13 protein-coding genes are annotated in these 13,553 nt (G+C 71.1%); 5 read left to right on the forward strand and 8 right to left on the reverse strand.

All coding sequences use genetic code 11. From position 1 onward, the window contains the following. Positions 1 to 15: 15 nt before the first annotated feature. From AC2IPW_RS21465 to AC2IPW_RS21475, 3 genes are all read right to left on the reverse strand, one after another. Positions 16 to 753, reverse strand: coding sequence for a sulfite exporter TauE/SafE family protein (locus tag AC2IPW_RS21465; protein ID WP_054373588.1), 738 nt, complete (start codon positions 751 to 753; stop codon positions 16 to 18). Between the two features lie 54 nt (positions 754 to 807). Further along, positions 808 to 2,484: an NTF2-like N-terminal transpeptidase domain-containing protein gene (locus tag AC2IPW_RS21470; RefSeq protein ID WP_486375627.1), complete on the reverse strand. Its 1,677-nt coding sequence runs from the start codon at positions 2,482 to 2,484 to the stop codon at positions 808 to 810. 83 nt (positions 2,485 to 2,567) lie between these two features. Then, positions 2,568 to 4,358, reverse strand: coding sequence for a penicillin-binding transpeptidase domain-containing protein (locus AC2IPW_RS21475; protein ID WP_486375628.1), 1,791 nt, complete (start codon positions 4,356 to 4,358; stop codon positions 2,568 to 2,570). A gap of 232 nt (positions 4,359 to 4,590) precedes the next feature. On the opposite strand from AC2IPW_RS21475, the gene AC2IPW_RS21480 reads away from it, so the two are divergent. Together AC2IPW_RS21480 and AC2IPW_RS21485 are read left to right on the forward strand one after the other, a co-directional pair. Continuing rightward, positions 4,591 to 6,126: an ABC-F family ATP-binding cassette domain-containing protein gene (locus tag AC2IPW_RS21480; protein WP_486375629.1), complete on the forward strand. Its 1,536-nt coding sequence runs from the start codon at positions 4,591 to 4,593 to the stop codon at positions 6,124 to 6,126. After that, positions 6,123 to 6,944 carry an alpha/beta fold hydrolase gene (locus AC2IPW_RS21485; protein WP_450121680.1) on the forward strand — a complete coding sequence of 274 codons (822 nt, stop codon included), beginning with the start codon at positions 6,123 to 6,125 and terminating at the stop codon, positions 6,942 to 6,944. Before AC2IPW_RS21480 ends, AC2IPW_RS21485 begins: the two co-directional genes overlap by 4 nt. Here the strand turns inward: AC2IPW_RS21485 and AC2IPW_RS21490 are convergent. Beyond that, positions 6,941 to 7,339, reverse strand: a complete 399-nt coding sequence (locus AC2IPW_RS21490) for a VOC family protein (protein WP_054373583.1) — start codon at positions 7,337 to 7,339, stop codon at positions 6,941 to 6,943. The two genes, AC2IPW_RS21485 and AC2IPW_RS21490, sit on opposite strands and share 4 nt — an antisense overlap. A 203-nt stretch (positions 7,340 to 7,542) precedes the next feature. Between AC2IPW_RS21490 and AC2IPW_RS21495 the strand changes: the two genes are divergently transcribed. Beyond that, entirely contained in the window at positions 7,543 to 8,613 is a 1,071-nt protein-coding gene (locus tag AC2IPW_RS21495) for a class I SAM-dependent methyltransferase (protein WP_486375630.1), read from the forward strand. Between the two features lie 6 nt (positions 8,614 to 8,619). Here the strand turns inward: AC2IPW_RS21495 and AC2IPW_RS21500 are convergent, their stop codons facing one another. From AC2IPW_RS21500 to AC2IPW_RS21510, 3 genes are all read right to left on the reverse strand, one after another. Then, complete coding sequence (locus tag AC2IPW_RS21500) at positions 8,620 to 9,273, reverse strand: TetR/AcrR family transcriptional regulator (protein ID WP_416061928.1); 654 nt, start codon at positions 9,271 to 9,273, stop codon at positions 8,620 to 8,622. A 107-nt stretch (positions 9,274 to 9,380) separates the two neighbouring features. Then, positions 9,381 to 10,271 (reverse strand): alpha/beta hydrolase fold domain-containing protein, encoded by an 891-nt coding sequence (locus AC2IPW_RS21505; RefSeq protein WP_486375631.1) that lies wholly within the window; start codon positions 10,269 to 10,271, stop codon positions 9,381 to 9,383. Between the two features lie 92 nt (positions 10,272 to 10,363). After that, positions 10,364 to 11,590, reverse strand: a complete 1,227-nt coding sequence (locus tag AC2IPW_RS21510; RefSeq protein WP_486375632.1) for an acyl-CoA dehydrogenase family protein — start codon at positions 11,588 to 11,590, stop codon at positions 10,364 to 10,366. A 147-nt stretch (positions 11,591 to 11,737) separates the two neighbouring features. Between AC2IPW_RS21510 and AC2IPW_RS21515 the strand changes: the two genes are divergently transcribed. Beyond that, the gene (locus AC2IPW_RS21515) at positions 11,738 to 12,139 is read left to right on the forward strand and encodes a DUF5313 family protein (RefSeq protein ID WP_416061931.1); all 402 of its coding nucleotides are present in this window, start codon (positions 11,738 to 11,740) and stop codon (positions 12,137 to 12,139) included. A gap of 63 nt (positions 12,140 to 12,202) precedes the next feature. Here the strand turns inward: AC2IPW_RS21515 and AC2IPW_RS21520 are convergent, their stop codons facing one another. Beyond that, a complete protein-coding gene (locus tag AC2IPW_RS21520; protein WP_414706281.1) occupies positions 12,203 to 12,799 on the reverse strand; it encodes a TetR/AcrR family transcriptional regulator in 597 nt (198 codons plus the stop codon). Positions 12,800 to 13,035: 236 nt separating this feature from the next. Between AC2IPW_RS21520 and AC2IPW_RS21525 the strand changes: the two genes are divergently transcribed. Continuing rightward, positions 13,036 to 13,551 (forward strand): DUF4242 domain-containing protein, encoded by a 516-nt coding sequence (locus AC2IPW_RS21525; RefSeq protein WP_486375633.1) that lies wholly within the window; start codon positions 13,036 to 13,038, stop codon positions 13,549 to 13,551. The last annotated feature ends 2 nt before the right edge of the window (positions 13,552 to 13,553 follow it).

A 13,553-nucleotide genomic window follows, 5' to 3' on the forward strand; every position in this document is an offset into this window, starting at 1 on the left:
ACGGGCGCGGCGGACTCATCGGACGGCCAGCCACACCGCCAGCCCGAAGCCGGCGAGTGCGACCGACACCCGCAGCACGTCGGGCGGGATCCGCCGGACCACGGGCGGCCCGCACCACCCGCCCGCGACGGCCCCCAGCGCCATCGCCGCGGCCGCGCCCCAGTGCACCGGGCCGAATGCGGCGAACCCGATCGCCGCGACGAGGTTGGCCACCCCGAGCAGGAAGCTCTTGAGGATGGTGGCACGCCAGATGTGCTCGGAGGTGCAGATCAGGGTCACGGCGAGGAAGACGACGCCCGCCCCGGCCCCGAAGTAGCCCCCGTACACGGCGACGACGAACAGCAGCGCCGAGTACGGTCCCGGCAGGTCCCGGCCGCCGGCCAGGGCACGGATCCGCGGCTGGAGCAGCAGCGCGAGAGCCGCGAACGCCACCATGTAGGGCACCACGGCCTCGAACGATCCGGCCGGTGCCCACAGCAGCACGACGGCGCCGACGAGGCCGCCGAGCGCCGAGTACGCAGTCCACCGCCACAGCCGTGGTCCGGTGTCGACGACCTCGCGGGTCGAGTTGGCCAGCGCCCCCACACCGACCCCCACCATCGCGACGGTGTTGGTGACGTTGGCGGCGACGGGTGGCAGCCCCACGGCGAGCAGTGCCGGGTACGACACGATGGACGCGAGGCCGGTGACGAACCCGACGAGCCCGGCGAAGAACCCCGCGACCGCGAGCAGCAGCAGGTCGACAGGGGTCACGAGCGACAAACGTACCCGGGTCCGCTTCGAGGGAACCGTCGAGGTCCGCGGCGGTCAGCCGTCGGCAGGCGGCTTGGCGAGCTCCCGGAGGAACATGTCGGCCATCTTCACCGCACGGTCGCCGCCGTCGGCGTTGGCGACGAACACCGCGAAGGCCAGATCGCCGGTGTATCCGTAGAACCATCGGTCGTCGCCGCTCGCGGCTGCGATGCCGGCCAGACCCGGATGGCCCTTCAACAGCGATGCGGGGCCGCTGCGCACGTTCTCGGCCATCGCGACGCGCAGCGCGTCGGTCACCTGCGGTGGCAGCGGTTCGACGGCCTCGTCGACCTTCGCCGACCTGCCCTGCACGATCGCCGGCAGCGGCGCTTCACCCCGCGCGACGGACGCGGCGAGCAGCGCGGCACCGAACGGGCTGAGCAGCGCCTCACTGCCGCCGTCCGATCCGGAGAACTGCACCACGCCCGACCGGTTGTCCCCGATCTGCGCGGTCTCGAAGTCGAACCCCGGAACGTCGTAGTCGAGTCCGAGCCCGAGCCGGCGGGCGGTGGCAGCCAGATCGTCGGTGCTCACCGAGACCGGGTCGACGCCGCGGTCGAGACCTGCGGCCAGGCGCACCGGATCCAGCGTTTGTCCGGCCGGGTAAAGCCCGCGCGAGGCGACCGGTCCGAGTTCCATCGCCCAGTTGTTCACGTCCAGGGCCAGGACACCGCCGGTGGACGGCTGGATCGCCACGATCGCCGCGGGGGTACCCACGCTGACCACGGCTTCCTTGGCGGCGAGCTGGACGTGCGAATCGAGGGTCGCCTGCAGGTCCGGCGGCGGCGGGCCCTGGAAGCCGGCGAGCTGCACGGGGTCGGCGCCGGGTTCTTCGAGAGTGACTGCCCAGCCGGCGGTGGCGTCGCGTTCGAGCTGCCAGGCCGCGCGCAGCGGGTCGAGCAGAGGAGTGGAGATCCGCCGGTCCGCGCTGATCAGGGTCGGTGTCTTGACCACCACGACGCCCGGGATGGGCACGATCTCGTCCTCGAGGAACTGGTAGTCCTGGTCGCGCAGCTTCACCGCGGTGATGCGCGCGCCCGGGTCGGCCGCGAGGTTGCGCTGCAGCAGGTCGGCGGTGATGACCGGGGCGACCGGTTCGAGCACCTTCGCCAGCCGGGTCGTGGTGTCGACCGGGTCGGACGTGAGGGTGGGGTCGACGACGACGGCATTGATGGTCTGCTCGGCCATGAGCAACCGACCGGTGCGGTCGAAGATCTTCGGCGGGGCGGCGTCGGTGCGCACGTGGTGCACGGTGCGGGTCCGGTTCAGCTCGGGCACCAGCACCTGCGGGTCCCAGGAGATCCGCCAGCCGACGGCGAGGTTCTTCGCCACGCCGTCCACCTGGTATCCCCAGTCCTTGCCGGGCCCGAAATTCCAGTCGGCCCCCAGGGAGAAGAAGCCCGTCTGCTCGTTGAGTTCGACGAACTGGGCGACGTCGAACTCGACGTCGCCGTCCTTCATGCCCTCGAACATCTGGCGGATCGACGCCTCGGCGGCGTTCGGGTACGAGGTGAGGGCGGCCGCGCCGGCGGCATCTTGTTCGTTCAGTTCCGCGACGAAGTCGTCGACGAGTCGCTGCGCGTCGCTCCGGGGGTCGTCGAACACGCACGAGGCCATGCCCGCTGCGAGAACCACGACGGCGACCAGGGCTGTCACGCGGCCGCGCATCGTGCGCCAGTCCCGAAAACCCATAACGACCAACCTTCACTTCTGTCACTTCAGTAACAAGCACGCCCTGCCTACGATGCGATCACGATTGCGCCTCGAACCGCGCCTCACCCCCTCAGCAGGCGTCCCGCCACGTCCACTGCCGGTGCCGAACTGCCCGCTCCCGCAACGAAAACCGCGAACGCGAGGTCTTCCTGCGAGCCGACGAACCACCCGTGGGCACCGGTGCCATCACCGTACTCCGCCGTCCCCGTCTTACCGACGAGTTCGGGGATGTCCCGCAGCACACTCGCGGTTCCACCCGTGACAGTCTCCCGCATCATCGTCCGTAACGCGGCAGTGACCTCCTCCGGCGCGGCGACGGGCGCACGATCGGCCACCGCCGGCCGGCCCTCCACCAGCATCGGCAACGGAGTCGACCCGTGCGCGATGGACGCCGCCACGAGTGCCATCCCGAACGGAGACGCCGTCACCCGACCCTGGCCGATCGCGGACTCGACGCGCTCCGCCGGCGTCTGCGCCTCGGGCACGCTGCCGGTGACCGTGACCAGCCCGGGCGTGACGTAGTCGACCCCGAGCCCGAACTGCGCGGCCGCATCGGTGAGCGCGGTCGCCGGCAGGCCGACGGCGAGCCGGCCCATCGTGGTGTTGCACGAGAAGGCGAAGGCCGTGTGCAACGGCACGGAGCCGAGGTCGAAACTGTCGTCGTTGGGGATGACGCGGCCCTCGATGTTCGCCGTCCCGGGGCACGGCACCACCGTGTCGGGGGTTGCGGCCCCGGCCTGCAGCGCGGCCGAGGTGGTGACGGTCTTGAACGTCGAGCCGGGCGGATACAGCCCGGTCAGGGCGAGCGGCCCCTCGGCGTCTGCGGCGGCGTTCTGCGCCACCGCCCGCACCGCCCCGGTGGACGGTTCGATCGCGACGATCACCGCCGGTTGCTGCAGTGGCGCCAGGACCGCCTCGGCGCGCGTCTGCAGGTCCAGGTCGAACGTGGTCTGCAGGTCCGGTGCCGGCGGACCGTCGGCTCCGGCGAGGCGGCGCGTGGTGCCGTCCCCGGACACGAGCCGCACGGCCCATCCGGCGGACGCGTCCTGGCCCTCCTGCCACAGCTCTCCCAGCCCGGACAGCACCGGCGAGGCCAGGGCGCGGTCGACCGTCAGCAACCGGGTCTGCCGGACGAGGCTCACTCCGGGCAGCGCGGCGAGCTGAGCTTCGATCGGCGCGAGGTCCGCCTCCCGGAGGGTCACCGCCGTCACGGGCTTGCCCGCGGCGGCGGCGACGTCGGCGGCGAGCGATGGCGCGGTGACGGTGGGCGCCGCCGTGGCGAGCAGCGGCGCGACGGCCGCCGGGTCGGCGGTGGCGTCGAGGTTCACCAGCGTCACCACCTGTTGTTCGAGGATCGGCTGCCCGCGGCGGTCGAGCACCGACGGTGCCGGACCCGTCGTCGTCGTGTAGCTCAGGGTGGCGTCGGCGGTCAGGTCCGGGGCGAGCAGCGCCGGGTCCCACTCGATGCGCCAGCCCTGCGGGTCGAGGTCGACCGCACTGCCGGACGTGCGGTACGCCCAGTCCTGCCCTTCGCCGAAGGTCCACGCGACGTCGAGGTCGAACGTGCCCGCATCAGCCGTGCCGGCGAGGTTCACGTCGGGGCGGACCGTGCCGGAACCGTCGACGCCGAGACCGTCGAACACGTCGCCGATCGTCGTGGCTGCCGCCGCGGGGTCGGTGGTGAGTTCCGCCGCGGCCTGCACGTCACCGGCCTCGAGCGCCGCCGCGAACTCGCCCACGACGGTCTCGGGCTGGTCGGGACCGAAGGAGCACCCGGCGGCCGCGAGCGCGGCGACGACGGTCGTCAGGAGCGGAACCGGTCGGCGTCGAAGGATGGGCACGACCACGATCATGCCCGAATCCGGACGGTGCCGTCGTGCACGACCGGAGCGCGTGCCGTACAGGCGGCACGTTGTGACGCAGGCCGCGGTGACGGAAAACCGGTTGCCGCTCCGCGATCACCGCTCTACCGTGGATTCTCGTCACGTTCCCGTCGATCGGAGAAGGCCGTTGCTCCTGTAGAGGTTTCGCCCGCCGCGCCGCACCCTGCGCGCGGTATGTCGTCACCTACTGCCGGGAGCAGCCATGTCACACCCTTCCCCGACGCTGTCGGACCTCACCTTCACCTGGCCGGACGGCACCGTCGTGTTCGACGGTCTCGACACGACCCTCCCGGCCGGGCGCACCGGACTCGTCGGACGCAACGGGTCCGGCAAATCGACTCTGCTGCACATCATGTCGGGCGAACTGTCGCCGACCCGCGGCTCCGTCACGATGCGTGGCCGGGTCTCGCTGCTGCCGCAGGACATCGTGCTCGACCCGCACCGCACCGTCGACGCCGTCCTCGGCATCGACGGCGTGCGTGCGGCGCTGCGGCGCATCGAGTCCGGCTCGACCGCCGCCCACGACTTCGACACCGTCGGCGAACGCTGGGACGTCGAGGAGCGCGCCCTGGCCACCCTGCACCACCTCGGCCTCGACCGAATCGTCGGATCCCCCAGCGACTTCGATCGCACCGTCGGCACCCTCTCCGGCGGCGAGACCGTCCTGCTGGCACTCACGGCCCGGCTGCTCGACGAGCCGGACGTCCTGCTGCTCGACGAGCCGACGAACAACCTGGATCCGGCGGCCCGCGCGCGGCTGTACGACGTGCTGCGGGAGTTCCCCGGGACCCTCGTCGTCGCGACCCACGACCGTGACCTGCTCGAGCGGGTCGACACCGTCGCCGAGGTGCGCGACGGGCGGCTGCGGCTGTTCGGCGGCAACTACAGCGAGTACGAACGCATCGTCACGGCCGAACAGGAAGCCGCGCTGGCCGCGGTGCGCGACGCCCGGGCGGACGTGCGCCGGCAGGCACGCGAACTGAGCGACTCGCACATCAAGCTCGCCCGGCGAGAGCGCTACGGCCGCAAGATGTTCGAGAACAAGCGGGAGCCGAAGATCGTGATGGGGGCCCGCAAACGGCAGGCCCAGGAGTCGGCGGGCCGGCTGCGGCGCGAACACGAGGGCAAGCTCGCCGGCGCGCGCGAGACCCTCGAGCGGGCCCAGGACAGCGTGCGCGACGACCGGGAGATCCGGGTGGACCTCCCGGAGACGGAGGTGCACCCCGGGGCGCGCGTCGCCGAGGGACCCCTCGAGATCGTCGGTCCCGAGCGGATCGCGCTGCGCGGCGCCAACGGTTCGGGCAAGACGACGCTGCTGCGCGCCGTCGTCGCAGCCGGCCCCCGGGTGCCGTTCGCGGTGCTGCCGCAGCGGCTGGACATCTTCGACGAGTCGCTGTCGGTGGCGGACAACGTCGCGCTGCGTGCCCCGCACATGTCGTCGCAGCAGGTCCGGGCACTGCTCGCCCGGTTCCTGTTCCGCGGCGCCGACGCGGACGTGCCGGCGGCCGTCCTCTCGGGCGGCGAGCGTCTGAGGGCGGCGCTGGCGACGCTGCTCGCGGCGGATCCGGCGCCGCGGCTGCTGCTCCTCGACGAGCCGACCAACAATCTGGACCTGCCCGGCCTCACGCACCTGGTGCAGGCGCTGCGCGCGTACCGGGGTGCCCTCGTCGTGGTCAGCCACGACGAGCGGTTCCTGTCCGACATCGGCGTGACCCGGTCGGTCAGACTGGAGCGGTGAGCCATGCGATCAACCCTGTCGACGGAACCCGCATCGCCTTCTCGGTGATCGACTCCGACGCCGGCGCCGGCAGCCCGTCGCTGCTGCTCGCGCACGGCAGCGCCCTGTCGTCCGCCATCTGGCGGGGATTCGGGTACGTGCGTCCCCTGCGGGAGCGGTACCGGCTCATCCTGCCCGACCTGCGCGGCCACGGCCGCAGCGACAAGCCCGACGTCCCGGACGCCTACGGGATGGACCTGATCGTCGACGACGTGCTGGCGGTGCTGGACGCCGCCGGCACCGACCGCGTGCACTATCTCGGATACTCGCTCGGAGCCCGGGTCGGCCTGTCGCTGGCGGTACGTGACACCGGCCGGCTACGGACGCTCACCGTGGGTGGGGGCAGCGCACGTGCGCAGACCGGGACGTTCGATCGGCTGTTCTTCCCGGGGTGCGCCGACGTGCTCGGCCACTACGGGGTCGACGGGTTCCTCGAGGCGTGGGCGGAACACCTCGGTTCACCCGTCGACGCGGCGACACAGGCCGCGTTCCGGGCGAACGACGCCGCCGCCCTCGCCGCGTACATGCGGCGGTCGGATCGCGAACCCGGGATCGACGACGCTGCCCTCGCCGCGCTGGACGTGCCGACGCTGGCGTTCGTCGGTTCGGAGGACGGCGAACGGATCGACGACACCCGGGAGTTGTCGCGGACGATCCCCGGCGCCCTGCTCGCCGTCATCCGGGGGTACGACCACGCGACGACGATCGCGGCGGCGCCGGAGGTACTGTCCGTGATCGAACCGTTCCTCGCGGCGCACGCCGGCGAATCGTCCGGCTAGCTCACCGAGGACGGCTCGCCCACCCACTGCACGAGCTGGTAGACGATGCCGTTCGGGTCGCGCATCTGGAAGTACCGCTCGCCCCACGGCTCGGTCTCGATCGGGGTGACGATCGGTACCCCTTCGGCCCGCAGACGTTCGTACTCGTCGTCGATCGCGTCGACGACGAAGGCGACGAGCATCCCCTGCCCCGCGTCGCCGGCGACGCTCGCCGGCTTGAAACTGCCGAGGCCGGTGCGCAGGAAGACGAGGTTGAAGCCGGCGTCCTCGCGGGTGAGGGAGACGAACCCGTCCGCGGCCATCGCTTCGGTGAACCCGAGATGGCGGGTTGCGAAGTCGGCCGACGCGGCCACGTCGGGAACGTTGAGGGACAAGGCACTGGCAGTGATCTGCACTGTGAACTCCTTCCGGTTGCACGACTGCGAACGTCCGGTGGACGCATCCGGTTCCCGCGCCCCGCTGCGTGGGTGCGGCCGAATGTCACATCGGTTCGATGTGATCGAAGGGATGTCACATTCGGCCCCCAAGGGGGTGTTGTCCGCCGCCCCGAACCGGAGGACTCTCGGAATCACCCCTGTCCCCTCCGGAAGGTCCCCCCGTGACGCACACCGTCTCCCCCGTCGACACCGCCGCTCAGCGCGTCCTCGACTCGGCGCTCGGCGCCGTCGATGTGATTGCGATCTACATCGGCGACCGGCTCGGCTGGTACCGCAGTCTCGTCAACGACGGTCCCGCCACGGCCGACGAGCTCGCGACGCGCACCGGAACCGACCCGCGTTACGCCCGCGAATGGCTCGAACAGCAGGCGGTGACCGGTCTGCTCGAGGTCGACGACGACGTTCCGCCGCGCTTCACGCTTCCCCCGGCGGTGGCCGAGGTCCTCACCGACGAGCAGAGTCTCAACTATCTCGGGCCGCTGGCCCGCCTGTTCGCCGGAGTGTCCGTGCAGCTCCCGGCCCTGCTCGACGCGTACCGCACCGGCGGCGGCGTGAGCTGGGCGCAGCTCGGCACCGATGCGCGCGAGAGCCAGGCGGACATGAACCGGCCGTGGTACGAGAAGGTGCTGCCGGGTGCTCTGGCGTCCGTACCGGACCTGGACGCCCTGCTGCGCCGGCCGGGGGCCGCGATCGCCGACATCGGCTGTGGCGGAGCATGGTCCACGATCGCCCTGGCCCGCGCGTACCCGCAGGCCCGGTTGTTCGCCGTCGACATCGATCCGGCGACCATCGCCCTGGCCCGGACGAACGTCGCCGCGTGCCCCGACGTCGCCGACCGGATCACCGTCGTCGAGGCCGACGCGGCCGGCCTGCCCGACGAACGTTTCACCGCCGCGTTCGCCTTCGAGTGCGTCCACGACATGCCGCGTCCCGTCGAGGTGCTCTCCTCGGTGCGGGGTGCGCTCGCGGACGACGGCGTCATGATCGTGATGGACGAGGCCGTCGCCGACCGGTTCACCGCGCCCGGCGACGAGGTAGAGCGGCTGATGTACGGGTTCAGCATCGTGTGCTGCCTGCCGGACGGCATGAGCCATCCGCCGAGCGCGGGAACCGGCACGGTGATGCGCGCGGACACCCTGCGCCGGTATGCGCTCGACGCGGGCTTCTCGGATGTGTCGGTGCTGCCGATCGAGGACTTCGGGTTCTGGCGGTTCTACCGGTTGACCCCCTGACCGGTCTCAGCACGACGCCGGTTGGCGTGCCTCCGACAGCTCCGGCCGGCCGGCCTCAGACAGTGCCGGCCGGCCGGCCTCAGACAGCAGCGCGGTGACGGTGTGCTTCATCAGCTCGGTGGCTTCGGCGACGGGCAGGCCCAGCACGTCGCGCAGCGCCACCCAGGACCCCCAGGTGCTCGCCACCGCCACGGACCGCACCAGCCGGGCGCGATGCGACGGGTCGAGGGCGGCCAGCTCCGCCGCGAACAGCTCGTCGACCTCTTCGACCACCCGGGCGATGTGCCGCAACCTGTTCCGCCGGATCCGTTCGGACTGCGACGCCCTGATCGCCGACGAGCGCGCGAACGGCGCCACCAGCTCGAGCAGCTCCGCGCGCTGCCGGCAGAACGCGTCGATCCGCTCCCCGAGGGGCAGTCCGACAGGGACCGGGACGAAGGCGGAGTCCTGCCGCCGCAGCAGCTCTGCCCCGGTCTCCTCGAACAGCGTTTCCAGATCGTTGAAGTTCGCCCACAGCGCCCGGAGCGAGACCCCGGCCCGGGCGGCGATCTGCGCCCCGGTCGGTTTCAGCTCCCCGGCCTCGATCAGGGCGATGTGTGCCTCTATCACTGCGTGGCGGGTCCGTTCGGCCCGCGCGACGCGTCCGTCGGTGACGGTCACGTGTCTCTCCTCCCGTGTCGCCGACCGGTTCCTCCCAACCGGTGCGGCGAACCCAATTGTGCCAGGGCCTGTGTCACCTGGGAGCGCGGCGCCGCGCGGGAGACGGTTCAGTCGTGATCGAGCACGGGAGTGCGGGCGGTCGCCCGGACGATCGCGTCGCACAGCGCGCGGGTGGCGCCGGCGTCCCGGACGAGGACGGACTCGTCGGATATGCCGGGGCGGCAGTGCAATTCGACAGGAACGCCGGCTTGCCGGAGCCGTCGGGCGTAGTCGGTCGCCTCGCCCCGGAAGGGAGCGCGTTCGCCGACGGTGAGGTAGGTCGAGGGCATCCCGGTCAAATCGATCCGGCGGGCGGGCACGGATTGCCCGGTGGCTTCCCGGCCGCCGAAGGGGTGTGGCCAGCTTCCGGCGGCGTCGGCGTCGGGGCCGGGGGCGAGGTCGGGGTCGAGCAGTGCCTGCAGCGCGATGCACGGGCCGCCCTCCTCCCGTGCCCGCAAGGCGACGGTCGCGGCGAGCGCGCCACCTGCGGCATCGCCGAGAACGACGATGCGGTCCGGGTCCATGTCCGGGCAGGCCGTACCGGAGGCGACCCATTCGAGGACCGCGTAGCAGTCGTCTGCCGCAGCGGTGGGATCCTCGGCCGCGAGCCGGTAGCCGACGGAGACGACGATCGCGCCGGTCGCACGGGCGACGGCGAAGGCGAAGGCCTCGCGGTGCGTGGCACCGCCGAGGGCTGATCCGCCGCCCGGGATCTCGAGCACGACGGGCCGTGCCGCGGGGTTGCCGATCGGACCCGTATCCGGTGTGTGGATCCGCACGGGCACCTCGGGGTCGCCGGGCGCGCCGGGGACGAGCCATTCCTCGAGGGTGCCACCAGGCCCGGCGGCCGCGACGACGGAGTCCAGGTCCGGACGGTCTCCGTCGGGGTCCGAAAGGAGTGTCGTCGCGGCGGCCGGTTCGGGATCGACCTCGGTCGAGTCCGGAATGAGCTCGGGCATGGCGACACGATAATGGAACCTGCATCCCGAGTGCAGATACTTGTCCCGGGTACCGGGACTTCCGGACCGCGGGGGACGACCCGGACTCCCCGTCACCCGGAGAGCAGCCCCTTGGCGATGTGCGTCACCTGGATCTCGTTGCTGCCCGCGTAGATCATCAGCGACTTCGCGTCCCGCGCGAGCTGCTCGACCCGGTACTCGGCCATGTAGCCGTTACCGCCGAAGAGCTGCACCGCCTCCATCGCGACCTCGGTGGCCGCCCGGGAGGAGTACAACTTCATCGCCGACGCCTCGGCGAGAGCGACGGGTTTGCCGGCCTCGGCACGCTCGATGGCGCTGAACACCATGTTGCGGACGTTGATGCGGGCGATCTCCATCTCGGCGAGTTTGAGCTGGATCAGCTGGAACTGCGCGATCTCGCGGCCCCACAGGGTGCGGCTGCGGGCGTAGTCCTTGCACAGGCGCAGGCACTCTTCGATGATGCCGAGGGCCAGGTAGGCGATACCGATCCGTTCGGCGGCGAACGACTCGCGCGCGCTCTCCTTGCCGTCGCTGCGGCCGCCCTCCTCGGTCTCGCCGAGCAGCCGGTCGCGCGTAATGCGCACGTTGTCGAAGAACAGCTCGCCGGTGGGCGAGGAGTTCATGCCCATCTTCTTGAACGGCGGACTCTGGGTGAGTCCCTCCATGCCCTTCTCGAGCACGAAGGCCAGCACCTTGCGGTCACGCCGGTCGACGCTCGGGTCACCCTCGTCGAGCTTGGCGTACACGATGAGGACGTCGGCGTAGGGACCGTTGGTGATGAACGTCTTCTGTCCGTTGAGGATGTAGTCCTCACCGTCGCGCCGGACGGTGGACTTCATCCCGCCGAAGGCATCCGACCCGGAGTCGGGTTCGGTGATCGCCCAGGCGCCGACCTTCTCGAACGTCACGAGTTCGGGCAACCACCGCTTCTTCTGGGCGAGGGTGCCGCGGCTGCGGATTGTCCCGGCGGTGAGGCCGAGGCTGACCCCCATCGAGGCGACCAGCCCGAGGCTGACGCCGGCGATCTCGCTGTTGAGCAGGGCCGCCATGCCGCCCGAGCCCATGCCGCCGCCCGACTTGGCCGACGGCGCCTCGCCGGCCTCCTCGCGGGCGAGGGCCTTGTTCAGGCCGTCACGGGCCAGCTCGTCGATACCGAAGGCGGCGAACAGTTTGCGGATGATGTCGTAGGGCGGCAGATCCCCGCTCTCGAGCCGATCCACATGCGGGCGGATCTCCTTGTCGATGAATCCGCGCAGCGCGTCACGGAACATGAGATCGGTGTCGGACCACTCGTACATGCACGAAATATAGAACACGTTCTCGGATTCGTACACAGGCCGAGACACGGGGCCGTGACCCGAATATATTTAGCCTGCGATTAGTTAATGCACTATTTAAATGGCTAGACTACGGGTGCGTCGACCCTGCACGAAAGGCCCCAGAGAATGAGCACCCGCCCCGGACCGTTCCAATGGCTCGCCTACGCCTTCGGCCGCCCCCTCCCGGCCTCGATGCGCGAATGGGTGCGCAACGACCTGGTCGGCGACCACGCCGTCGCCCGGCACATGATCCGCAGCCAGGTCCCGTTCCTGCCGCTGTACGCCGCATTCCTGCTGCTGCCCGGCCCGGTCTGGCTCCGCCTGTCGACGATGGGGCTCGGCGTCGCCCTCGCCCTGTTCTTCTCCGCCGCCTACATGGCACAGAACCGTCGTCGCCGGCTCGAGCGCCACGGGTTGCCGGGCGAGCTCGAGAACCCGCGCCGGGCCGAGCGGCGCGAGGCAGAGAAAGCCGCCTACGAGCGGATGCACTCCACGATGCGCCCCGATCCGTACGCGCGCCGGGGGTAGGCGAACGCGGACACCATCGCAGATGCGGGCGACCGCGCGCCGAGCGGTCGCCCTTCGTGCGGCTCAGCCGGCGGCGACCGCCTCGGCAGCAAGCGCCCGGCCGAGGCGCAACGGTGCGTCGGAATGCTCCATCTTGGAACCGGACAGCGCGCCGTCGTAGATCAGCTGGATGCGCCGCGCCGTGGCCGCCGGATCGCGCACCCCGGCCTCGGCAAGCAGCCCGGTGAGGGTGTCGCGCAGCCAAAGCCGGTGCGCGCGCACGGGCGCGAGGTCCTCGTCCGGGAATTCGGTTGCCGCATTGGCGTATTGACACCCCCGGAAGTTGCGCACCGGCGCCGAGGCGAGTGCGAGGTCGAAGAACGCCAGGATCCGGGCCACCGGGTCGGGGTCCCCGGCGACGGCGTCGGCCCAGCGCGCTCGGTCCCGTCGGTCGAGGTGCTCGAGATAAGCGAGTACGAGCGCGTCCTTGGACCCGTAGGCCGAGTACATGCTGGCGCGGGCGACACCCGACTCGGCAAGGATGCGATCGATGCCCACGGCGCGGATCCCGTAGCGGGAGAACAGGTCCGACGCGGTGGTGAGCAGCCGCTCAGCGGGCGGGGCCTTGATCGAGCGGACTCTGGGCGCGGCGTCGACGCGGGTATCGGCGGGAGCGGGCACGAATCCAGGATAACCGAGGCCCCGCATAGACAGATCGTTCTGTTCGCCTGTACTGTGGGCGGCGTGACCCGCAGCAACCTCACCCGCCGCCTGCACGTGGACTTCGTGCGCGTGGCCGCTGCGGTGTGTCGTCACTGCTGTCGCTGACCAGGGCCATCGGCTCCCAGCGCCCGCGCGCCACCCTCTCGCGGTTCGGCGCGTCCCGTCTTTCACATCCCGTCCCCGGAAGGTGACCCATGTCCCTGTACCTGTACGAACTCGTGCCCACCGCCGGCAACGCCGATCAGGCTCTGAAGGAATTCGACACCCGGATCGCCGTTGCCGGCGGCGAGCTGATCGAGGCCCAGGTCACGAACGGTGCGCAGCGCGTCTTCGCGATCGCCGAGTTCGACGGCTGCAGCGCCCCCGAGCTCGACGCCGGGTCGCTGTCTGCCGCCGAACTCGACGGCCCGCACCAGGTCCGGCTCGTCGGCGCCGAACTCGACCAGATCAAGGCGGCCCGCCCCGAGGCCGGCTACCTCGTCGAGTGGGACATCCCCGACACCATCGACATGGAGACCTACCTGGCCCGCAAGAAGGCCAACTCGCCGAAGTACGCGAACGTCCCCGAGGTGAGCTTCCTGCGCACCTACGTGCGCGAGGACATGGACAAGTGCCTGTGCTTCTACAACGCGCCCGACGAGGCTGCGGTCTTCCGCGCCCGTGAGGCCGTGAGCACCCCCGTCGACCGCATCCACACCCTCGAGAGCTGACA

It is taken from the genome of Rhodococcus sp. NS-SX18 (genome assembly GCF_057367935.1).

What these genes read in the sequence shown, in the direction of transcription:
- AC2IPW_RS21525 (WP_486375633.1), top strand. Translation starts at nt 13,036, where the DNA reads ATGTCCCTGTACCTGTACGAACTCGTGCCCACCGCCGGCAACGCCGAT.
- AC2IPW_RS21480 (WP_486375629.1), top strand. Translation starts at nt 4,591, where the DNA reads ATGTCACACCCTTCCCCGACGCTGTCGGACCTCACCTTCACCTGGCCG.
- AC2IPW_RS21510 (WP_486375632.1), bottom strand. Translation starts at nt 11,590, where the DNA reads ATGTACGAGTGGTCCGACACCGATCTCATGTTCCGTGACGCGCTGCGC.
- AC2IPW_RS21505 (WP_486375631.1), bottom strand. Translation starts at nt 10,271, where the DNA reads ATGCCCGAGCTCATTCCGGACTCGACCGAGGTCGATCCCGAACCGGCC.
- AC2IPW_RS21470 (WP_486375627.1), bottom strand. Translation starts at nt 2,484, where the DNA reads ATGGGTTTTCGGGACTGGCGCACGATGCGCGGCCGCGTGACAGCCCTG.
- AC2IPW_RS21515 (WP_416061931.1), top strand. Translation starts at nt 11,738, where the DNA reads ATGAGCACCCGCCCCGGACCGTTCCAATGGCTCGCCTACGCCTTCGGC.
- AC2IPW_RS21475 (WP_486375628.1), bottom strand. Translation starts at nt 4,358, where the DNA reads ATGATCGTGGTCGTGCCCATCCTTCGACGCCGACCGGTTCCGCTCCTG.